Consider the following 20,589-nt stretch of genomic DNA (forward strand, 5'->3'; position numbering starts at 1 on the left):
GTCATATATAAATTAACCTGTTTATCTGAAATGTGATTACCTGACACAGCGCCTCCTTATGGTTTGCTGTGCAGAACTCTATCAGATCAACTAGACAAGTTAATTGTCGCTAGACCAGACAAGATAATTGTCGCTCAATAAATATATTTCAAATATTGGAAGCAACCCTCTGCTCTGTGGGTCTGCCGTTGGGCTTAGACTCTTATCTATTTCGACATCAGTGGATATGTGGGGAAGTAGACTCCCTACGTCAACCTTGGAAATCAATTCTAGAGCATCATCCCCCAAGTCGAATCTAGCTTGGTATTTTTTGGTAATTGTGCCGGTTTTATCAAGCGCAGCTAAAACCAAGCCATTAACGACCTTTACTCTGGTGATTATGTCATCAGGAGATATTTCAAGTATAGCGTACCGCCTATCTGGTGATACAGCTTCATTCCAAATCTGAAGATTCAACGCCTTCTGAGCATAGGTGTCTAATTTTTGACCTGGAAATTTAGGGTATGTTCTTGTGAATGAGGTTGGCTCCGGATACCCTAAAGCTCTACAAACTGCTAAGTTAATGAACTTGGATCGTGATCGTAATGCCATATTAGCAACTGATACGTTACATAGTTCGTTCGATATTAGAACCTCTAAATCATGCATAGGTATCCAGAGGTCAGTATCATTTATATCAATTGGTGTATATATGTCTAGTTGAGACGCGAGCAAGGCTATCTTGTATGAGTCTGGTGACTTTGCCATCATAATTCTTTTCAAGTTTATTGTTATAGAAAGTTGAGTATTTTTAATATAGCTACAAATAAGGCACGGAGGACTTACTCCGATAATTAAAACCTAAGATTATTAACATCTAACCGTCTATTATTACAAAGTGATTTAATTCGTGCCTAACTGAATGTTCTAGATTAACATTGGTAGCATCAACTTGCGTATTTAATATGTCAGATAAGTTATGATTACTTTACTCAATAACCCGGTTACGATACTAGACCTAGAGACAACTGGTCTCAGTCCGCAGTATGATCGAATCACAGAGATTGGACTTATTGAGGTTGACTCATTAGGCTCAATCTCTGAGTGGTCCACTTTAGTCAATTCTGATGTACCAATCCCCGACAACATTCGGATGATTACGGGCATTAGCAATACAATGTTGGCAGGAGCCCCAACCTTCACCTCACTCGCAGCTAATCTGATAAGCAGACTAAACGGCAAGATTATACTGGCTCACAATGCTTCATTTGATCTTGGATTTTTGCGTGCGGAATTTCAACGAGCAGGATTGCCGTTTGAATCCGAGGCACTCTGCACCGTAAAGCTATCTAGGGCTCTATATCCTCAGCATAGGAAGCATAGTCTCTCTGCTCTGATTGATCGCTATTCGCTACCCATTCAAAATCGTCACAGGGCATTAGGGGATGCTCGGGCCTTGTGGCATTTCATTCAACATATCGAACGGGAATTTCCGCCAGATAAATTAGCGGCTATTATTAAACGAATCGTCGGAAAACTCCGAGCCAACGATGTTGACTTGGACGATGAATTCGCTGATTTGATGAACCTCTGATATTACACTTCAGGTATAAAGTAGATAATATCCTCTAGCTTGATGGGTCCTTTGGCTAGGCCTAACCTCATTGCTGGGGTCATCTTATCCTCACCCACAGCCACGTAGTTGTAGAACACCCTGAAAATACCTAACAGTTTCACAATGATCTCTGGATTGTAAGCGTTGTAGGCGAAATATGTGCGACCTGCTCGAGCTGGACTTTTGAATGGACGCTCAAGCATGCAAATTCGACACCTGACCTGCATGAAGAATCGGTCTATCCCCGCCAAGGTGGCTCGGTAATAGAGTCTTGCAGCATGCTCTCCGTTATAGTCATCGTAGTTAGTCAGATGACACACCGCTTTCTTTGGCTCATCCATGCGTGGAAACGGGTGACGTAACCACATATCACCCCATTTGCCGATCGGCTTCATCTTGGCCATACGCGCTCTAATGAACATCAACTGAATTTCTTCTTCGGTATAAGTTGGGTGCGCAGCCATGGCTCGTTTCAAGGCTTCCCGTATTCTAGACTGTCGTTTTAATTTAGCTTCATTAGTGAGATCTTTATTGATCTGCACATAATAGGCATCGACTGTGCGTGCACGGATACGATCCCAGAATGAGGACAGGCATGCAGCGCGAATTGCTGAATCTTGATCAATATAAAAGCGTACCTTTCCAACATTTTTAAATAACTCGCGCAAATAGAAGAAGTGGCCATAGACAGTATATTCAAAGTGCGTTTGCATCCCGTTACGGGGTAGCTGAGTTTCTTCACTGTGCTCATCAGTAGACTCATAATCCTCTCTAACGGCAGAGTTTGCATATTTGGTTTCGATTCTCTCACTGAGAGAGGATGGCACTAAAGGCTTTGCTTTTGACTTTATTTGAGAAAGTGCATCTAAATAATCACTTTTTAGCCATACCCTGGCGTACTTCCTGTAAGGTAAATCAACATCGTAATCTCCGTTGTTAATCGCGTCTATTTCCGTAACCTCTGGATTTAAATTACCGTCAAAGTTCAGATTCATTCCGAAAACGAAACCAGTCAAGTTATCGGCACTGCCCATAGCTGTTAGAGTTACATTGCGTTTGTCTATTCGGTTACTCCAATTCACTACGTAATCTTGTCGGTCGATGCTGACATGTAATCGTTGAATATCAATTCCAAGTAGCTTCTCTCTTTCACGCTCACCGGCAAACGCCAGACACTGACGATGCAGAAAGTCGATGCGATTGTATAGAGTTGAGGGGCTGATGTCGGCTACTTCACATATGCGACGGAACGGGGATTTATTCATCAGTAGAGAGAATATTGTTCTGTTTTTATGAGACTGTTGCTGACCTGATGTAGATTTAGTTTGAACAGATAAGGTTGTACCACAATCTTTACAGCGATATCGCTGAGCTCCTGCAGCGGTCTTGCCGAAGGCCTGATAGGCATCAGGTGCATCAGATACACTTTGGAAGTGGTTGCAGCACCAAATATTAGGGCAACGAGGTCCTGCAGATTTTCTTAAATAGGCACTAATTCTGCGGTGTTCCTCTGAAATAGCTTGATTACTTTTAATAGTGGGACTTTGACGACATAGCTTGCAGATAAGGCTGGGTATGTTACGTCCTATTTTTTTACGACCTCCCGAGATAATGTAAGTGTCTGTAATCCGCACACCAAACTTCTGAGGCCTACCCCTTGAAACCTTTACGGCAGGAGTATGCCCAAAATTGGCGCATAACGGATTGCGGCAGAAGTTCACCTGTATAGAGTTAACCTCGGAGGGGTAACGAAGCTTGCTTTGATCTGGAGAAGATATAACAGCCATGTAAAAATCCCTTACACCGAGTAGGTATAAGGGATTAAATCATACTAAGCTGTATTTATCAACACAACTTCCTAACGGCTTGGCAACATGCTCGGCTTTTTTATTTTCATGGTTTGAAATTAGGCCAAACTATCTAACAACTGCTGTGCGCGTACCTGCTGCTGAATACCACCTTCTTTCAGCACCTCTTCCAACAGCTCACGCGCACCCTCTTTATCGTCCATATCAATATAAGCGGCAACTAAGTCCAACTTAATATTAACATCTTGTGATTCTGAATTATCGACAGCTGGACTGACAGTTTTAGCAGCAGACTTCTCAACAGGTAACTCAGGCTCAGTATCGGCTAAGTCTAAATCTATCGAGGATAAATCGAAAGTATTCGCTTCTAAAGCATCAGGCTTTGATGAAGTCTCTGCAACGCTGGTCACAGGCTCTTCAATATGTGGCAAATCAAATGAAATCTCCGTTGCATCCATCGCAACTTGTGCATCAGGGGTTGAAGTAACAGCATCATTAGCAAAATCCAAGTCAAACGAAATATCTTCAATCATGTTTGCAGAGGTTTCTTTTTGTGATGCTAATTGACTTGCGACCGTTTCATCGGGTAGATTAAAATCCATATCAAAATCAGTTGATGGCGTATCAGTGATTTCCTGCAAAGCAGAAATATCATCGGCATTGAGCGGTAACTCATCACTTACTGATTCCGTAGCCGCAGACATCAGTATATTTTCAGATTTGAAATCACCCAGATCAAAATCCATTGAATTGTCGGATAAATCTTTCTCTACACTTTGAGTAGTTTCAGCACCTTCATATCCGACCACCACTTTGGCGCCATCATCTAACAAACCTAAATCGAATGATAAATCTTGCCCTACATCTTCAGCGGCGGCAAAACTTTGCAACACCACTGAATTTGCATCTTCAGACACTGGCTGACTGGCTGTTATGACATCATCGTTATTAAATGAGAAATCTAGTGCATTGTCCTTAGCAGTAGCATCTTCAGGAGTAGCTGCAATATCTTCAGGTTTACCTGTAACCAATGCAGCGGATTTACTAACGTTGTATAAGGGATTACCAGGCTCCATTTCGGCGCCAATAGCGGCAACTTTTTCCCAAGTTGGGTCATCAGCGCCTAACGTTGTATATAACTCACCAGCAATCGCCTCAAAAGCAGAGGTATCTTTACGAGCAGCATACATTTCCAACAGTTTTAAATGCAACTCATAACGCTTAGGTTCTTTAGAAATCGCATCTTTCAATATTTCTTCGGCCTGCGCATCACGGCCATAAGCCATGTAAACTTCAGCTTCAGCAATTGGGTCAACGTCATTTGTGTCTATCATGCTGCCATCAGCACTTTGTGCAAAATCAGTTAAGAATGAAGTATCAGACATACTTGCATTACCAGTAGTGTTGCCAAATACAGTGTTTGCACGCAAACCGCCAGAGGTCAATATCCCGCGCTCGAAGCTATCTAAATCTTTTCTACGCTTATTACGCAAAAACATCCAGCCAGCGCCTAGTAATGTCACTCCTGCAACTCCACCTAGAAGAGCTAAGTTGACAGAATCCATTAACCCAGCAAAGAAACTAGGCTCCTCTTGTGTTGTAGCTTGTGGTTGAACTGCTGGAGCTGGAACTGATTTTGTAACTTCCGCCTGCTTTTCTTCAACCGGCGTAGCGACCTCAGCTTTAGGTGTTTCTTCTACCTTATGCTCTTCTGTCGCTTCTAATTTTGTTTCTGGCACTTTAGCTGCAGTTTCAGCATTCTTTTGCAACTCTGACATTGACTGGCTTTTAAGAGCAATCAGCTTCTGCATATCTTCAATTTGCTTTTCTAACGCCGCTGTGCGATCCATTGCCTCTTTTAAAGACTTTTCACGTGCTGTCGTTTCTTCTTGTAAAGCTAACATCTTAGCTTCAACTGACTTGGCGGTATCGTTTGCACTTTTGCCACCCACTTTATCACCTGCAGAAAGCTTAACAACATCTTGCGGACCAGCTTTAGCTGGCGCGGCTTTATCTTCAGCCGTAGCAATCTTCCCAGATGCAGATTGTTTTTCTTCAGATTCTGCCACTGCTGGCTGCGCGGCTACATTACCAGCCAAAGCATTACGATACGCATTCCAATTAACAGAATGAACCTTGATTTCTTTTTTTGCTTGTTGGCTATCAATTGCCGTGAGGACTTCTTTACTCGGCACTTTAATGATTTGTCCAACTTTTAACCGATTCATATTGCCGCTTGAGAACGCGTCTTTATTATTCTCGTATAAGCCAGCCAACATTTGGTCTAAGCTAACCCCTTCAACCTGCGTCGCTCTGGCGATTGAACTTAAAGTGTCACCACGCTTAGTTGTTAACTCTTGTTCTACGCTAGCAGTTGAATTTGAAACTACGTCTTGCTCTACAGGAGGTTGAACAGTTGCTTTTTTAAATTTCTTTGTTCGTTTTGCCACTGGTGGAGCTGTATCTATGCTTCCAGTTGTAAGATCACTACTCTGACTAACGCCTTTAGATTTATTGATAATGCTTGAGTTATTAAGTGCTGGTTGTGTAATCGGCATTGCTAAGCTAGGCTCAGACGGCTTGTATCCAGGCGGATCCAACAGTACAGTGTACTCACGTTGTAAGCGCCCAGAAGCCCAGTCCACTTGAACAAGCATATCCAGATAAGGATCATTCACAGGTTGATTGGAATGCAGCTTTAATATTGGTGAGCCATTTGCATTTTTAGCCAACTCAATTTTGATATTATTATGAATACCTAGGCGAGGAATCCCTTGCTGTGCATAAGCATCCTCAGAGCCAATTGAGGCTGCTAAAGTTGAAAGCTCTTCAGGCGTTACAGATAAAAGCTCAATTTCTGCTCTTAGTGGCTCACCTATTCCAGAACTGACATTCAACTTACCTAAACCTGCGGCGTAGATAGATAGCGGCATGAGCGCTAAGCATACGGCCAGAGAAATTTGCTTTAATTTAGATTTACGCACATTTAGCCCTTGATCAAACTTTAATCCTAAATATTAAAATAACATCAAATAGTTAGCTATGCAAGCTGATAATACACATTATATTCAGATGCCATGTATATGCTACTTTTGATAGCTGTTGCTTTTCACAACAGCTAATAGATAAGTCCAATTATTTCTCTATTAAAATCCGTAACATACGACGTAACGGTTCAGCCGCTCCCCAGAGCAATTGGTCACCTACGGTAAAAGCTGATAAATAATCGTTACCCATATTTAGTTTACGTAAACGTCCTACAGGTGTATTTAATGTACCCGTCACTGCGGCTGGCGTTAGCTCTTTCATGCTAGCTTCGCGTTCATTTGGCACCACTTTTGCCCACCGATTAGCTTCTGCCAACATTTGGTTGATTTCATCTAAAGGCACGTCTTTGCTTAGTTTGATAGTGAGCGCCTGACTATGGCAGCGCATCGCACCTATTCGCACACAAAGACCATCAATTATGATAGGGTTAGCTTCACGACCTAAAATTTTATTAGTCTCGGCGCCGCCCTTCCACTCTTCTTTGCTTTGACCATTGCCTAAATCTTTATCAATCCAAGGAATCAAACTGCCTGCTAGTGGCACGCCAAAATGCGCCGTAGGAAATTTGTCCTCTCGCAATGTACCAGCTACTGTGCGATCTATGTCCAGAATGGCTGATGCAGGGTCAGCAAGCAACTCACTTGCTGCGAAATGTGCTTCGCCCATCTGCTTGAGTAATTCACGCATATTTTGTGCACCAGCGCCTGATGCCGCCTGATAGGTCATAGAGGTTGCCCATTGCACCAAATTTTCTTTAAACAAGCCATTTAAAGCCATTAGCATTAACGATACTGTGCAGTTTCCGCCCACCCAGTTTTTATTACCGTGCGCATAAGCATCTTGAATCACATGCATATTGACTGGATCCAAAATAATCACTGCGTCTTTTTCCATACGCAGTGTTGAAGCCGCGTCTACCCAATGACCTTTCCAGCCTTCTGCCCTAAGCTTAGGGAATATTTCACTAGTGTAATCACCACCTTGGCATGAAACGATGGCATCCATAGTTTTCAAGTCTGCAATACTCATTGCATCTTTTAAAGGCGGGGACTCTTTACCCACACTTGGCGCATTGCCGCCAACTTGCGATGTGGTAAAAAATTGTGGTTCTATGAGCGCAAAGTCATTTTCTTCCATCATGCGCTGCATGAGCACTGACCCCACCATACCACGCCAACCTACAAACCCAACTTTAAGCATTTTATTAACCTTAACTAATTTAATGCAGCGACAACTGCGTCACCCATTTCACTACAACCCACTTTTTTGCAACCTTCAGTTGCGATGTCTGCGGTTCTATAACCTTGCGACAAGGCTGCTTTCACGGCGTTTTCAACTTTTAGCGCATTCGCCTCATCATTAAATGTATAGCGCAACATCATAGCAACAGACAAAATAGTTGCTAAAGGATTGGCAATATTCTTACCCGCAATGTCTGGTGCAGAGCCATGACTCGGCTCATACATACCCTTGTTATTCGCGTCTAATGAGGCAGAAGGTAACATGCCGATAGAACCCGTGAGCATAGACGCTTCATCCGACAATATATCGCCGAAGATATTGCCCGTTACCATCACATCAAATTGTTTAGGTGCACGAATCAATTGCATCGCAGCATTATCAACATACATATGGCTCAGTTCAACTTCAGGATATTCTGCAGACAATTCAATCATAACCTGACGCCATAATTCCGTCGTTTCAAGCACATTTGCTTTATCCACTGAACATACTTTTTTATTACGTTTCATTGCAATATCAAATGCTACACGACCAATGCGGCGAATCTCAGATTCGCAATAACGCATCGTATTCATACCTTCACGCTCGCCATTTTCCAGAGTTGAAATGCCACGAGGCTGACCGAAATAAATGTCACCCGTCAATTCACGCACAATCATAATATCTAAACCAGAAACCACTTCTGGCTTAAGCGTTGATGCTCCAGCCAACTCAGGATAAAGCAAAGCTGGACGAAGATTGGCAAATAAATTTAGCTCTTTGCGAATACGCAATAAGCCACGCTCTGGACGTAAATGACGCTCTAATTTATCGTACTTCCAATCTCCTACCGCGCCCAATAAAACAGCATCTGAATCTTTAGCTAGCTGCAAAGTGGCTTCTGGCAGCGGGTCACCAGCAACTTCATACCCTGCACCACCGATAGGCGCTTCAGTCATTTCAATATTCAGTTTTAATGCGTTTAATACTTTAACGGCTTGGGCGACAATTTCTGGTCCGATGCCGTCACCTGGCAATACTGCTATTTTCATGAATTTACTTTCTGAATTTAATTCTGTAACTAAGCTAAAAGGAGGTTATGCGAAAAGCCAAGGTTGCGCTTGCTTATGTTTTGCTTCAAATACCTTGATTTTGTCCTGCTGCTGCATGGTTAAGCCAATGTCATCCAAGCCATTTAAAAGGCAATGCCTACGGAAAGCATCTACTTCAAACTTATATACTTCACCACTCGGTGTTGTTACTGTTTGTGCACTTAAATCAACATTAATCTTATAACCTTCTACGGCAGTAACTTGATTAAATAAGGTATCTACGATTTCAGCCGAAAGAACGATAGGCAACATGCCATTTTTAAAACAGTTATTGAAAAAGATATCGGCGAAACTAGAAGCAATAATCACCTTAAAACCGAAGTCTTCTAAAGCCCATGGCGCATGCTCTCTTGAAGAGCCGCAACCAAAATTCTCCCGTGTGAGCAAGATACTTGCCCCTTGATAGCGCGATTGATTCAATACAAAATCAGGATTGATTTTACGCTTGGAATTATCCATTCCAGGTTCGCCATGATCGAGATAACGCCATTCATCAAAAGCGTTTGGCCCAAAGCCTGAACGTTTGATGGATTTTAAAAACTGTTTAGGAATAATAGCGTCTGTATCGACATTGGCACGATCAAGTGGCGCCACTAACCCATCTAATTTAGTAAACGGATTCATCAGTTATTCGGTGATTTCTGAATTTTATCACCAGCTTTTTCCAAATCTTTACCAAAGCCGTGCCATGTGTTGCATCCAGTCAACACCAATGCAAAACCAAGTGCCATCAATACAAATAACTTATTCATTTATCACTCCTATTAATTGTTTATAAAAAATCAAACAAACTGCCTGACATCAACGAAATGCCCAGCAACCGCAGCAGCAGCAGCCATTTCAGGGCTTACTAAATGGGTGCGCCCTCCCTGCCCTTGGCGGCCTTCGAAATTACGGTTACTTGTTGATGCGCAACGCTCACCCGGTTCTAATCTATCTGCATTCATCGCCAAGCACATAGAACAACCAGGTTCGCGCCATTCAAAGCCCGCTTCAATAAAAATCTTGTCTAAACCTTCTTGCTCTGCCTGCGCTTTCACTAAGCCAGAACCAGGCACTACTAAAGCTAATTTAATATTAGGGGCAATATGTTTACCTTTAGCTACAGCAGCGGCCGCACGCAAGTCTTCAATACGTGAATTGGTACAAGAACCAATAAAGACTTTGTCAATATTGATTTCACTGATAGGAGTGTTAGGGGTCAAACCCATATAAGCGTATGCACGCTCCCAGTCGCCGCGTTGCACCTCATTTTTAGCCAAGTCTAAACTTGGTACACGTCCATCAATAGCCACCACCATTTCAGGTGAAGTACCCCATGTAACCTGCGGCTGAATATCTTCAGCATTTAAAGTAACCACTGCATCAAATTCTGCTCCGGCATCAGAGTGCAACGTTCTCCAGTAAGTCACAGCAGCATCCCATTGCTCTGCTTTAGGTGAGAAAGGACGGCCTTTCACGTAATCAATTGTTGTGTCATCAACGGCAATCATGCCGGCACGCGCGCCAGCTTCAATCGCCATATTACACAAAGTCATACGGCCTTCCATGCTCAAACTACGAATCGCAGAACCAGCGAACTCAATTGCGTAACCGTTACCACCTGCTGTGCCAGTTTTGCCGATAATAGCAAGCGCTACGTCTTTAGCTGTGACGCCGTTACCCAACTCGCCATCAACAAGTATCTGCATGGTTTTAGATTTTTTTTGCACCAAGCATTGCGTCGCCATTACATGTTCAACTTCAGAAGTACCAATACCATGCGCCAATGCCCCAAACGCACCATGCGTACTGGTGTGAGAGTCACCGCAAACCACCGTCATTCCAGGCAAAGTTGCGCCCTGTTCAGGCCCAACCACATGCACAATACCTTGACGCGCATCCATGAATGGAAAGTATGCTTTCGCGCCAAATTCACGAATATTGTCACTTAAAGTTTCAATCTGCAATCGTGCCACTGGGTCAGCAATACCTGCCAACCCTTTATCCCAGCCGTTAGTAGGTGTGTTATGGTCAGCAGTTGCTACAATAGAGGATATACGCCATGGCTTACGTCCAGCCAGGCGCAAACCTTCAAAAGCCTGCGGACTAGTCACTTCATGCACCAAATGACGGTCAATGTAAATCAGCGCCGTACCGTTTTCTTCATGCACTACGTGAGAATCGAATAATTTGTCGTATAACGTTTTTGCCATAAATTTCTTTTTAAACCATGCTGTTCAAGTCAGATAAACAGTTTTGGGTTATCACTTAATCTCTAAAATTCCCAAACTGTAATGGAAAATCTGTCACGCTCTTTTTTACAAACGCAATCGCATCTTGTAGCAAATCACGCTTGGCACCATTAACGCGTACAGTGTCGCCTTGAATACTTGCCTGCACTTTTAAGCCAGAGTCTTTAATCAGTTTACTAATGCGCTTGGCTAAATCACTATCAATACCGTCTTTAATTTTAAGCTCTTGCTTTACTTTATTGCCGCCTACCTTTTGCACATCCTTATGTTCAAGCCGCTTAGTTGAATCAGGCTCTTTTTTTTCCATACCTGGTAATAAAATATCTTTAATCTGATCAAGCTGAAAATCATTATCACCAAACAAAGTGATAATGCTATCCTTCTCGTTCAACTCAACCTTGGCTGAAGTACCCTTAAAGTCATAGCGATTTGTAATTTGCTTACCTGCAGTATCAATCGCATTTTTCAAAGCAACCATATCGACTTCTGAACTAATATCAAATGACGGCATACTTATTTCCTAAAAATAGCTGGCCTACTCAAAGTGGCAGACATAATCCAATGTTTCGATTGTTTCGATGTCGAATGACGAGTTGGCAGGTACTGTAAACTTATCACCCGCGCCATATGTTTTCCAATCCTCCTCACCTTTGAGGCGTACTTTACATTGACCTAAATTAACTTCCATCAACTCAGGCGCTACAGTATTAAAAGTAAGTGTACTAGGAAAAATAACGCCTATAGTGCTACGAGTGCCATTTGGAAACATCACAGTGTGACTGACGCACTTGCCATCAAAATAGATGTTGGCTTTCTTTTTCACGCTAACATTGTCAAATTGTGCCATTTGCTTGAACTCTCAGTAATAATCAAATCGACATTATCGCAGAAAAGCGCTGTCTATCCAAGACAGCGATATGGGATTAAGCATTAAGCTTTTTAAATTTATACCTGATGGGTTACATCATTGAATGGGCTAAAGTTTTACTTATGCGCACATAGTTAAGCGAAAAGCTCGGCCTCTGCCAATAGTTTTGCTTGCTGATCTTTTACAGACAAGATAGGTGACTCAGCAACACTAGGCCACTGGATACCAATAGCAGGATCATTCCAAGCGATACTGCGTTCGAACTCAGGTGCATAGTAATCAGTTGTTTTGTAGAGAAACTCCGCGCTATCGGTCAGCACCATAAAACCATGCGCAAACCCTTCAGGTATCCATAACATACGCTTGTTATCCGCTGACAACTCCATCCCAACATATTGCCCAAAAGTTGGCGAGCTTTTGCGAATATCAACGGCCACATCAAAAACTGCGCCTTGCACCACACGCACCAATTTACCTTGAGGCTGCTGAATTTGGTAGTGCAAACCACGCAACACATTTTTTGCGGAGCGACTGTGATTATCTTGACAAAAATAAACTTCACGGCCGATACATTCAGTAAATTGGCGGCGGTTAAAGCTTTCAAAAAAGAAGCCCCGCTCATCACCAAATACTTTAGGTTCGATGATAAGTACATCTGGAATCGCAGTTGGTATTACTTTCAAAACTGAATCCTATCTTTTAACAAGTTTAGCAAATATTGTCCGTAGCCGTTTTTGGCAAGCGGCTGAGCTAATCTTTCTAATTGTTCAGCATTAATAAGGCCTTTGCGGTAAGCAATTTCTTCCGGACAACATACCTTTAAACCCTGCCTATTCTCTATGGTCTGAATAAAATTACTCGCTTCAATTAAGCTCTCATGTGTACCAGTATCTAGCCAAGCATAGCCTCGCCCCATGATTTCCACATTGAGTTGCTCTCGCTCAAGATAAATGCGGTTCACGTCAGTAATCTCCAACTCACCTCGAGCTGAAGGTTTGAGATTGGCGGCAATATCGGTTACTTGATTATCATAAAAATATAACCCCGTGACCGCATAATTACTTTTTGGATTTGCTGGCTTTTCTTCAAGGCTAGTGGCACGACCTTGCTTATCAAAGTCCACTACACCGTAGCGCTCCGGGTCTTGCACATGGTAGGCGAAAACTGTTGCGCCTTTTTCACGCAGCATCGCTTGCTGAAGCTGAGTATGCAGATCGTGACCATAAAAAATATTATCGCCCAATACTAAGGCACTTGGATCGTTACCGATAAAGTCTTTGCCGATGATAAAAGCCTGTGCCAACCCATCTGGACTTGGCTGCACGGCATATTGCAGATTTAGACCCCAGTCGCTGCCGTCACCTAGTAGTTGCTGAAAACGCGGCGTATCTTGAGGCGTGGAAATAATTAAAATGTCACGCATACCTGCCAGCATCAGCGTACTGAGCGGGTAATAAATCATTGGCTTATCATAAATAGGTAACAATTGTTTTGAAACCACCTTGGTTACAGGGTGGAGCCGAGTGCCAGATCCTCCTGCTAGGATAATGCCTTTACGTTGAGTCATCATTTCTCTCTATTTTTATCTGTTTTTTTCTAAAATTTCGGTAAGCATACGAATAACACCACTTTGCCAATGTGGTAACTTTAAGTCAAAGGTATTTTGTAATTTATTAGTATCTAACCGCGAATTCAGTGGACGCTTTGCCGCCGTAGGAAACGCTGCAGTTGGTACAGGCTGAATCGCTCCCGCAGCCACTTTAATATCAACACCTGCTTGCCGTGCAAAATCAATCACAAAATTAGCATATCCATGCCAAGAGGTGTGTCCACTCGCCACAAGGTGATAAAGTCCGCTCACTTCAGGATGCAACAATGCAGAACGAATGGTGAGGGCAGTCACATCTGCAAGCAAATCAGCACCAGTTGGAGCACCTATCTGATCGCTTATAACTTTTAAAGCATCTCGCTCTTGCGCTAGTTTCAGCATGGTTTTGGCAAAGTTACCGCCACGCGCAGCATACACCCAGCTAGTACGAAATATAAGATGCTTACAACCTGAAGCAACAATTGCATTTTCAGCTTCCAGCTTTGTATTACCGTAAACACTTAACGGCGCAGTCGCATCGGTTTCCTGCCAAGGCTTGTCGCCACTGCCATCAAACACGTAGTCAGTTGAATAATGCACAAGCCATGCGCCAATTTTTTTAGCTTCATTCGCTAAAATAGCAGGAGCTAGCGCATTGATAGTGCGAGCCAATTCAGTTTCGCTCTCGGCTTTATCAACGGCAGTGTGCGCCGCGGCATTGACGATTATATCTGGAGCAATGGCCCTTATGGTTTGGGCAATCCCTTCCAAATTCGTAAAATCCCCACAAAAATCTGTGTTTTGAAAATCTAGCGCAATCAGCTCACCCAATGGTGCCAGGCTTCGCTGCAACTCCCAACCCACTTGACCGTCTTTACCTAGAAGAAGAATTTTAAGCAACTTCATTTGACACACTTTTCTTTTTTAACATTACTTTCACATACTAACCCAAACATAATCACAAACACTATAAGCTTGAATTACTGTTCAATAATTTTCTTATTAAACACAACAATATTGATGAAAAACCGCCAACAATTATCCTATATCCTAATAATTTTCGCTAGATTTTTCCCTGCCACAAAATAAAAATTTCAAAAAGTCACAACTAATTCATATAGTTAATTAAGTTAAGTTGCCGAGTTAACAACAGTTAACTTTATAGGCATATTTTTTGCTTAGAATGCTTTATATATTATTCGAATTATTTAGCCCGTAATTATTTTAAAGAAAGTGAAAGGTGCATGATGAAATCTATTTTCAACTCCATTTTTTCTAAAAATGCTAAACCAACTTTTCAAAATCATAAATATCAAAACCAAGGTCATCAAAATCAAGATAATGAAGAGATTCCTCATTTTTCCATCTCTGAAAACGGTCCAATGAAATGCGACTACGAGGTCGCAGAAATAAGCTACGAAGAGTTTATAAGACCCGCTATTCAGGAACGCAGAAAAACACCAAGAAAAAGTGGCGAAACTCGAAGCACCTACAATGCAACACAGTAACTATTAATAAACTGCCAATCTAAAGCAACTTTAGATTGAACAACCATAGATTTCAAGAAACTCGTTTTGACAGCTTGTGAAATACCTAAACACTGACCTCAATCCTGCAAACCTATACAAGCCAAAAGTATCGCAGCCTATTTATTTGCTTAGATATAAGTGATTACCCTTATTCAATTCATTTTAATAAATAACCATAAAATTTATAATGTTATTAGGCGTATAGTTTTAGTTAACAACTTAAAATTGTGACTAAAAGGTACTATATGAAAAGTCCAGATAAGAAGCCTAGTTTCACTTTACACCTTGCTGATCCTGCAAAACACTTTTCATGGTGTATTTCTATGGATGGCAAAGTAATACATCACATTGAGCACTTCATGAGTTTTTCTAGAGAAGTAGGCTATCCAAACATATCCCCCAAAGCGCTTGATAGTAAAAGTGATTTTGTTAAAGAAACAACGTTTCTTCAAGACAATGACGCTGATTCGGATAACTGCTTACAGTATAAAATTACTGAATATCTATACAAAAATAATGAGATGTTTAAAAAAGAATACGCTGATTATCACGCAAGTGTGATTGAATCATGTAAATCACTCCGTGACACAACCATTAAAAAAAATTGTGCTAATTGCATCATGCTAAATAAATCGATTGCATAGCAATACCCTTGCATCAGTCATGCTCACTGTTGTTTGTATTTAATGTTCACTGTGATGAAAGCGACAAGCAAAAATCTTGAGTTCTGTATCGGTGGCTTGATATACAAACCTATTCACATCATCAATACGCTTACTCCAAAACCCTGTTAAATCACCGCGCAATGGCTCGGGTTTGCCTATACCTGTAAAAGGGTCACGCGCTGTTGCATCAATAATGGCGTTAATACGTTTGAGCGTTTTTTTATCTTGCGTCTGCCAATACACATAATCCGCCCATGCATTTGGCGAAAAAAAGAGTAAGCGTGCCATTAGTCGCGTATCAATGCGTGTTGTTCTGTTTTACCTGCTTTAAACTGCGCGATTGATTCCATTAAGTGTGCTGCATTAGCGGGGCTTTGCATGAGGTATAGCGTTTCCATAATACTGTTGTAATGGTCTAGCGACATCACCACCGCATTACCTGCATCGCGGCGGTTAATAATGGTCACGTCCGCATTATCGTTTACGCTATCTAACACGCTTTTTAATGCGTTGCGGGCTTCTGAGTAACTAATAACTTGCATGATATTCTCCTAATTGTTCAATATATTGTACAAGTATAATACAACATCATACCGTAGCGCAAGCTATCAATTATTAAGCGCTTTTACCCTGAAACGGCAACACCTTTGCACCCGCTTTTAGCTCGTCTAAATAATCTGCCCACGCTTGCATCATGGCTGTACGTTGCTCAATAAACTTGGTGCGGTTATAAGCCGCGCCTAGTGCATCAGGGACTTTGTGTGCTAATTGATGCTCAATAATATAGGGGTCAATGTTTAGGCGTTCATGCAGAATAGTGCGCGCCATTGCTCTAAATCCGTGGGCTGTTATGTCTTTTTGTGTGTCATAACCCATGCGCTTTAATGCCGCATTGATAGCCGCCGCACTCATGGGATTTTTAGGATCATGCCCACCTTGAAAAACAAATTCACCATGCCCTGATAATGCTTTCATATCAGTAAACAATTTAGCTGCCTGTGTTGATAACGGTACAAGGTGCATCGTTTTAGTTTTGCTAATTTTGTATCGCCATTCATTAGCCTCTAAGTCTATATCTGCCCATTTAGCCGCTCTAAGCTCGCTAGGGCGCGTAAACACTAATGGTGACAACCTAAGGGCGCATTGAACGGTAAATGAGCCTGTGAAGCCGTCTATTGCGCGTAATAGTTCGGCAATCTGTTTAGGTTCGGTAAACGCTGCCATGTGCTTAACGACTGTAGCAGGTAACGCGCCTCTTAAATCCACGCATGGGTCACGTAATGCCCTGCCTGTTTGCACTGCATGGCGAAACACTTGGCTAGCGGCTTGCAAGGTACGGTGTGCGGTTTCAAGTTTATTCAAGTTCTCGATACGCTTCACCACCTCTAAAATTTGTGGTGCGGTTATATCTGATATTGGCTTGCTACCTAACCATGGGAATATATAGTTTTCTAATCGCCTTATAGTGCGATCTTGATGTGATGCTGTTTTATTGGTGAAATAACTAATTGCCACTCACGCGTTACAACTTCAAAGCTATTAGCAAGCGCACCTGTTTTAGATGCAATGGCAGCCTTTTTGTTTTCACTAGGGTTAATACCATTAGCTAATAACTCCAGTGCGCTAGTGGCTTGCTTTTCTGCATTAGCTAGTGATACTTCAGGATAACGCCCAATAGCAATTGTGTTTTCTTTACCATCAAACCTAAATCTAAATTGCCAATGTTTTGAGCCATCGGTTTTAACAAGTAAATGTAAACCACGCCCAGCCGCTAATTTACATGGCTTTTCTTTTGCCTTGGTATTTTTAATCTTAACATCGGTTAAGCGTTCGGCTAGCTTAGGCATACTCAACAACCCTCTATCAAGTTTTGCGGGTACGTTTTATAAAAAACACCGCGTACCCTCAAAACAATAATATGTAAAGATACACCATGCGATTGCAATAGGCGTAAAAAAAGCCTAGAAGGTTGAATTTACTAGGCTTTAGATACCGATTGACACTTGGTGAAACACTTAAATGGTGGAGCTGGCGGGAATCGAACCCGCGTCCGCAAATCCTCCACAGACAGTTCTACATACTTAGCCTTGTTGTTTAATTTAATCTGCACCACACCAACAGACAAGCGGTTTACAGACGAGTTACCTTAAGGTTAATGAAGTGCTAAGTAACCCAACACAACACGTATCCCGTGTATATGACACTACGTATGGGTTACCCCAATCCAACCCACGGGAGAGCTGGTGTAGCGTCCAGCAGAACTAAGCTGCTAGAGAGTAAGTTTCGTCGTTTGCGACTATACTTGTTTCAGCTGTATTTACGAGGTAATCTGAGCCTCGGTATGCCCTGCACTGCTTTGTAACCCACGTCGAAACCTGGTCAGCCCCAAATCAGTCCTGTTACGACTTACAAAAGTGAAATTTAGTTCAATTAGACTTCTGTAAGTCCGTGAATTATACGCTGATTTCTCCTAAGCAGCACCATTCATCTCATCTTCTAACACCTGCAAAAATTCATCGCCGTAACGTATGAGTTTTGCCTGGCCCACGCCTGCAATATGGCTCATTTCGGTTAGACTTGCAGGTTTTTGGTTCAAAATCTCTAAAAGCGTACTGTCATGGAATATCACATAAGGGGGGACGCCTTGCTCTTTCGCGAGTTCCATACGTTTGGCTTTTAGCGCATGCCATATAGGATCGTCCGCCACTTCTTTATATCCTTCTTTAGCGCGACTGCCGCGTTCTGCCTTGCTTACTTTACGGGTGGCGGCTAGCTCTATATCTTGGCGTAGCCAAACTTCTGCTTCGCCTTTTAGTACAGGTTTTGCAGATTCGGCTAACTTCAAGCCGCCGTAAGCTTCTATGTCGCTTTCTAAATAACCACCTGCAACTAATTGCCGATACACGCTACTCCATTGTTGCTGAGTTAAGCCTTTACCGATACCGAATGTGCTTAATGTTTGGTGATTAAATTGCTGTATTTTTGGCGTATTTTTACCTAGCAACACGTCAATCAAATGCACCACACCAAAGCGCTGCCCTGTGCGATACACGCATGAAAGCGCCATCTGCACGGCTTGTGTGGCATTCCAGGTATCAACTGGACTTAAACAGTTGTCACATTGTTCGCAATTACCAGGATGCTGCTCGCCAAAATAGCGCAATAAAGTTTGGTGGCGACAGCTGGTTGATTCGCAAAATCCTAACAGAGCATCCAACTTTTGTCGCTCGACTTGCTTGCGTTCTTCGGGTGCATCGCCAGAATCCAGCATTTTTCGCATGCTCACTACATCACCTAAACCATACGTCATCCAAGCGTTGGCTGGCAAACCATCACGACCTGCACGACCGGTTTCTTGGTAATAACCTTCCATGCTTTTTGGTAAATCCAAATGCACCACAAAGCGCACATTGGGCTTATCTATGCCCATGCCAAAAGCAACTGTCGCCACCATAATTACGCCTTCTTCACGTAAAAATCGTCGCTGACTTTGGTTGCGCACGCTGGCGTCTAGGCCCGCATGGTAAGGCAAGGCATCCCAGCCGCGCGACTTTAACCACTCGGCGGTTTCTTCCACCTTGCGACGCGACAAGCAATAGATAATGCCTGCGTCATTGGCGTGTTCAGCTTCTAAAAAAGATTCTAATTGTTGGCGCGCGTTAGCTTTTTGCGTCACGCGGTAACGAATATTTGGGCGGTCAAAGCTGGAAACAAACTGGCGCGCATCTTCCAGCTTGAGCCTTTCTACAATTTCAGCGCGGGTAGGTGCATCTGCGGTGGCGGTGAGTGCTATTCGCGGCACTTGTGGAAAACGCTCATGCAACACCGTCAGCTTGCGATATTCCGGTCGAAAATCATGCCCCCATTGCGACACACAATGCGCTTCATCAATGGCAAAAAGCGCAATACCGGCACCTTGCTCAATTTCATCTAACAGTGACAAAAATCCTGACATTAAAAGTCGCTCAGGCGCAACATAAACTATCTGTAAATGCCCACGCATCAATTGTGCGGTGATTTCACGCGCCTCATCTGCATCTTGGCTGGAGTTCAAAAATGCGGCCCGCACTCCCAATTGTTTTAAAGCATCTACTTGGTCTTGCATCAGTGCAATAAGTGGCGAAACTACAATACCAACGCCCTCACGCAGCAACGCTGGCAATTGGTAGCACAGCGACTTGCCTCCACCTGTCGGCATCAATACCAGCGCATCACCACCAGAGACAACATGCTCTACAACAGCTTGTTGTTCGCCACGAAAAGTTGAATAACCAAAAACTTCGTACAGGGTTTGTAAAGCGGGGGAATTTGACATGGGCGGTATTGTACACCGCAAGCTAACTCTTCACTCAGGTCTTGGTGAGTCAGATAAACTCTATAATACTAACCCAATGTATGAAGTAATACGGCTATTTTCAGAATACCTACAATCAGTTATTTTCATTCATTTGTGAAAATAGACCGCCCAAATATGAAATTAACTTTTCACATTCCAAACATGAGAGTTTATGAGCCATTTCCCGTCTGAATACTGCTCCAGCACACTCATGGCAATACCGCCGAAAGATGACGATTCTGCAGCATTGGCGTTCCATTTCGATACTTGGTAAATCACTTTATCTGACCCACCAACTTCGATAATCTCTAAGGTATGATTATGAACGCCATTTTTGACAAACTCCATAAACAACTTTTCAATTTCGTCGCGCCCTGTATGTATTATTCCATTTCCAGCTGAGATAATTGAATTATCAGTATAGAGGGCAGCAAGCGTCTTTACGCTTCCGCTATTTAGCGCCTTGTTCCATGCCAGGTTTGCTGTTTCGATAATTGATTTAATATCCATTTAATTTTCCAATTCAATGATGAATGACAGTCCCAATATTGGTGCGACCTCATTAATTCGCACCAAATTGTCATCA

Annotated in this window: 22 protein-coding genes and 1 other RNA gene; 3 read left to right on the forward strand and 20 right to left on the reverse strand. The window is 42.6% G+C overall.

Annotation, left to right across the window (positions count from 1 at the left end; genetic code table 11):
• Positions 1–99: 99 nt before the first annotated feature.
• Positions 100–750: a hypothetical protein gene (locus Q8J82_RS08980; RefSeq protein WP_305328151.1), complete on the reverse strand. Its 651-nt coding sequence runs from the start codon at positions 748–750 to the stop codon at positions 100–102.
• 208 nt (positions 751–958) lie between these two features.
• On the opposite strand from Q8J82_RS08980, the gene Q8J82_RS08985 reads away from it, so the two are divergent.
• Entirely contained in the window at positions 959–1,573 is a 615-nt protein-coding gene (locus Q8J82_RS08985; RefSeq protein WP_305328152.1) for a PolC-type DNA polymerase III, read from the forward strand.
• Positions 1,574–1,575: 2 nt separating this feature from the next.
• On the opposite strand, the gene Q8J82_RS08990 is transcribed toward Q8J82_RS08985, so the two are convergent.
• From Q8J82_RS08990 to rfbD, 12 genes are all read right to left on the reverse strand, one after another.
• Positions 1,576–3,381 (reverse strand): hypothetical protein, encoded by a 1,806-nt coding sequence (locus tag Q8J82_RS08990; protein ID WP_305328153.1) that lies wholly within the window; start codon positions 3,379–3,381, stop codon positions 1,576–1,578.
• A 119-nt stretch (positions 3,382–3,500) separates the two neighbouring features.
• Complete coding sequence (locus Q8J82_RS08995) at positions 3,501–6,386, reverse strand: FimV/HubP family polar landmark protein (protein WP_305328154.1); 2,886 nt, start codon at positions 6,384–6,386, stop codon at positions 3,501–3,503.
• Between the two features lie 151 nt (positions 6,387–6,537).
• Positions 6,538–7,650, reverse strand: a complete 1,113-nt coding sequence (gene asd / locus Q8J82_RS09000) for an aspartate-semialdehyde dehydrogenase (RefSeq protein WP_304890921.1) — start codon at positions 7,648–7,650, stop codon at positions 6,538–6,540.
• Between the two features lie 14 nt (positions 7,651–7,664).
• A complete protein-coding gene (gene leuB, locus Q8J82_RS09005; protein WP_304909246.1) occupies positions 7,665–8,723 on the reverse strand; it encodes a 3-isopropylmalate dehydrogenase in 1,059 nt (352 codons plus the stop codon).
• Positions 8,724–8,768: 45 nt separating this feature from the next.
• Positions 8,769–9,407, reverse strand: coding sequence for a 3-isopropylmalate dehydratase small subunit (gene leuD, locus Q8J82_RS09010; RefSeq protein WP_304909247.1), 639 nt, complete (start codon positions 9,405–9,407; stop codon positions 8,769–8,771).
• Positions 9,407–9,535, reverse strand: coding sequence for an entericidin A/B family lipoprotein (locus tag Q8J82_RS09015; RefSeq protein WP_304890918.1), 129 nt, complete (start codon positions 9,533–9,535; stop codon positions 9,407–9,409). Before Q8J82_RS09015 ends, leuD begins: the two co-directional genes overlap by 1 nt.
• A 30-nt stretch (positions 9,536–9,565) precedes the next feature.
• Positions 9,566–10,978: a 3-isopropylmalate dehydratase large subunit gene (gene leuC, locus Q8J82_RS09020; RefSeq protein ID WP_305328155.1), complete on the reverse strand. Its 1,413-nt coding sequence runs from the start codon at positions 10,976–10,978 to the stop codon at positions 9,566–9,568.
• A gap of 55 nt (positions 10,979–11,033) precedes the next feature.
• Positions 11,034–11,528: a YajQ family cyclic di-GMP-binding protein gene (locus Q8J82_RS09025; RefSeq protein WP_013147868.1), complete on the reverse strand. Its 495-nt coding sequence runs from the start codon at positions 11,526–11,528 to the stop codon at positions 11,034–11,036.
• Between the two features lie 24 nt (positions 11,529–11,552).
• A complete protein-coding gene (locus tag Q8J82_RS09030) occupies positions 11,553–11,864 on the reverse strand; it encodes a pyrimidine/purine nucleoside phosphorylase (protein ID WP_304892306.1) in 312 nt (103 codons plus the stop codon).
• Between the two features lie 155 nt (positions 11,865–12,019).
• Complete coding sequence (gene rfbC, locus Q8J82_RS09035) at positions 12,020–12,568, reverse strand: dTDP-4-dehydrorhamnose 3,5-epimerase (RefSeq protein WP_304909250.1); 549 nt, start codon at positions 12,566–12,568, stop codon at positions 12,020–12,022.
• Positions 12,565–13,452, reverse strand: a complete 888-nt coding sequence (gene rfbA / locus Q8J82_RS09040; RefSeq protein WP_305328170.1) for a glucose-1-phosphate thymidylyltransferase RfbA — start codon at positions 13,450–13,452, stop codon at positions 12,565–12,567. The genes rfbC and rfbA overlap by 4 nt, the downstream gene beginning before the upstream one ends.
• 15 nt (positions 13,453–13,467) lie before the next feature.
• Positions 13,468–14,388 carry a dTDP-4-dehydrorhamnose reductase gene (rfbD, locus tag Q8J82_RS09045; RefSeq protein ID WP_305328156.1) on the reverse strand — a complete coding sequence of 307 codons (921 nt, stop codon included), beginning with the start codon at positions 14,386–14,388 and terminating at the stop codon, positions 13,468–13,470.
• A gap of 329 nt (positions 14,389–14,717) precedes the next feature.
• Between rfbD and Q8J82_RS09050 the strand changes: the two genes are divergently transcribed.
• Both Q8J82_RS09050 and Q8J82_RS09055 read left to right on the forward strand, forming a co-directional pair.
• Positions 14,718–14,981 carry a hypothetical protein gene (locus Q8J82_RS09050; protein ID WP_304909252.1) on the forward strand — a complete coding sequence of 88 codons (264 nt, stop codon included), beginning with the start codon at positions 14,718–14,720 and terminating at the stop codon, positions 14,979–14,981.
• Between the two features lie 266 nt (positions 14,982–15,247).
• Positions 15,248–15,646, forward strand: coding sequence for a hypothetical protein (locus Q8J82_RS09055; protein ID WP_304890728.1), 399 nt, complete (start codon positions 15,248–15,250; stop codon positions 15,644–15,646).
• Positions 15,647–15,685: 39 nt separating this feature from the next.
• Here the strand turns inward: Q8J82_RS09055 and Q8J82_RS09060 are convergent, their stop codons facing one another.
• From Q8J82_RS09060 to Q8J82_RS09090, 7 genes are all read right to left on the reverse strand, one after another.
• Positions 15,686–15,955: a Txe/YoeB family addiction module toxin gene (locus tag Q8J82_RS09060; protein ID WP_304909254.1), complete on the reverse strand. Its 270-nt coding sequence runs from the start codon at positions 15,953–15,955 to the stop codon at positions 15,686–15,688.
• On the reverse strand, positions 15,955–16,209 hold the full coding sequence (locus tag Q8J82_RS09065) for a type II toxin-antitoxin system Phd/YefM family antitoxin (RefSeq protein WP_304890730.1): 255 nt from the start codon (positions 16,207–16,209) through the stop codon (positions 15,955–15,957). Before Q8J82_RS09065 ends, Q8J82_RS09060 begins: the two co-directional genes overlap by 1 nt.
• Positions 16,210–16,282: 73 nt before the next feature.
• A complete protein-coding gene (locus tag Q8J82_RS09070; protein WP_304909255.1) occupies positions 16,283–17,182 on the reverse strand; it encodes a site-specific integrase in 900 nt (299 codons plus the stop codon).
• A complete protein-coding gene (locus Q8J82_RS09075; RefSeq protein WP_304909256.1) occupies positions 17,128–17,514 on the reverse strand; it encodes an Arm DNA-binding domain-containing protein in 387 nt (128 codons plus the stop codon). The genes Q8J82_RS09070 and Q8J82_RS09075 overlap by 55 nt, the downstream gene beginning before the upstream one ends.
• Positions 17,515–17,687: 173 nt before the next feature.
• Positions 17,688–18,054, reverse strand: a transfer-messenger RNA (tmRNA) gene (ssrA, locus tag Q8J82_RS09080).
• 83 nt (positions 18,055–18,137) lie between these two features.
• Complete coding sequence (gene recQ, locus Q8J82_RS09085) at positions 18,138–19,982, reverse strand: DNA helicase RecQ (RefSeq protein WP_305328157.1); 1,845 nt, start codon at positions 19,980–19,982, stop codon at positions 18,138–18,140.
• A 162-nt stretch (positions 19,983–20,144) separates the two neighbouring features.
• Positions 20,145–20,513: a DUF4440 domain-containing protein gene (locus Q8J82_RS09090; protein WP_304908841.1), complete on the reverse strand. Its 369-nt coding sequence runs from the start codon at positions 20,511–20,513 to the stop codon at positions 20,145–20,147.
• Positions 20,514–20,589: the final 76 nt, after the last annotated feature.

This window comes from Methylotenera sp., assembly GCF_030684185.1.
Lineage (GTDB): Bacteria > Pseudomonadota > Gammaproteobacteria > Burkholderiales > Methylophilaceae > Methylotenera.

Coding starts and splice junctions, on each gene's coding strand:
- Q8J82_RS08980 (WP_305328151.1), bottom strand. CDS start 750: ATGATGGCAAAGTCACCAGACTCATACAAGATAGCCTTGCTCGCGTCT.
- Q8J82_RS09060 (WP_304909254.1), bottom strand. CDS start 15,955: ATGGCACGCTTACTCTTTTTTTCGCCAAATGCATGGGCGGATTATGTG.
- Q8J82_RS09075 (WP_304909256.1), bottom strand. CDS start 17,514: ATGCCTAAGCTAGCCGAACGCTTAACCGATGTTAAGATTAAAAATACC.
- asd (WP_304890921.1), bottom strand. CDS start 7,650: ATGCTTAAAGTTGGGTTTGTAGGTTGGCGTGGTATGGTGGGGTCAGTG.
- rfbA (WP_305328170.1), bottom strand. CDS start 13,452: ATGACTCAACGTAAAGGCATTATCCTAGCAGGAGGATCTGGCACTCGG.
- Q8J82_RS09015 (WP_304890918.1), bottom strand. CDS start 9,535: ATGAATAAGTTATTTGTATTGATGGCACTTGGTTTTGCATTGGTGTTG.
- Q8J82_RS09055 (WP_304890728.1), top strand. CDS start 15,248: ATGAAAAGTCCAGATAAGAAGCCTAGTTTCACTTTACACCTTGCTGAT.
- recQ (WP_305328157.1), bottom strand. CDS start 19,982: ATGTCAAATTCCCCCGCTTTACAAACCCTGTACGAAGTTTTTGGTTAT.
- Q8J82_RS09065 (WP_304890730.1), bottom strand. CDS start 16,209: ATGCAAGTTATTAGTTACTCAGAAGCCCGCAACGCATTAAAAAGCGTG.
- Q8J82_RS08990 (WP_305328153.1), bottom strand. CDS start 3,381: ATGGCTGTTATATCTTCTCCAGATCAAAGCAAGCTTCGTTACCCCTCC.
- Q8J82_RS09090 (WP_304908841.1), bottom strand. CDS start 20,513: ATGGATATTAAATCAATTATCGAAACAGCAAACCTGGCATGGAACAAG.
- Q8J82_RS09050 (WP_304909252.1), top strand. CDS start 14,718: ATGATGAAATCTATTTTCAACTCCATTTTTTCTAAAAATGCTAAACCA.
- leuD (WP_304909247.1), bottom strand. CDS start 9,407: ATGAATCCGTTTACTAAATTAGATGGGTTAGTGGCGCCACTTGATCGT.
- Q8J82_RS09025 (WP_013147868.1), bottom strand. CDS start 11,528: ATGCCGTCATTTGATATTAGTTCAGAAGTCGATATGGTTGCTTTGAAA.
- Q8J82_RS08985 (WP_305328152.1), top strand. CDS start 959: ATGATTACTTTACTCAATAACCCGGTTACGATACTAGACCTAGAGACA.
- Q8J82_RS09030 (WP_304892306.1), bottom strand. CDS start 11,864: ATGGCACAATTTGACAATGTTAGCGTGAAAAAGAAAGCCAACATCTAT.
- leuB (WP_304909246.1), bottom strand. CDS start 8,723: ATGAAAATAGCAGTATTGCCAGGTGACGGCATCGGACCAGAAATTGTC.
- leuC (WP_305328155.1), bottom strand. CDS start 10,978: ATGGCAAAAACGTTATACGACAAATTATTCGATTCTCACGTAGTGCAT.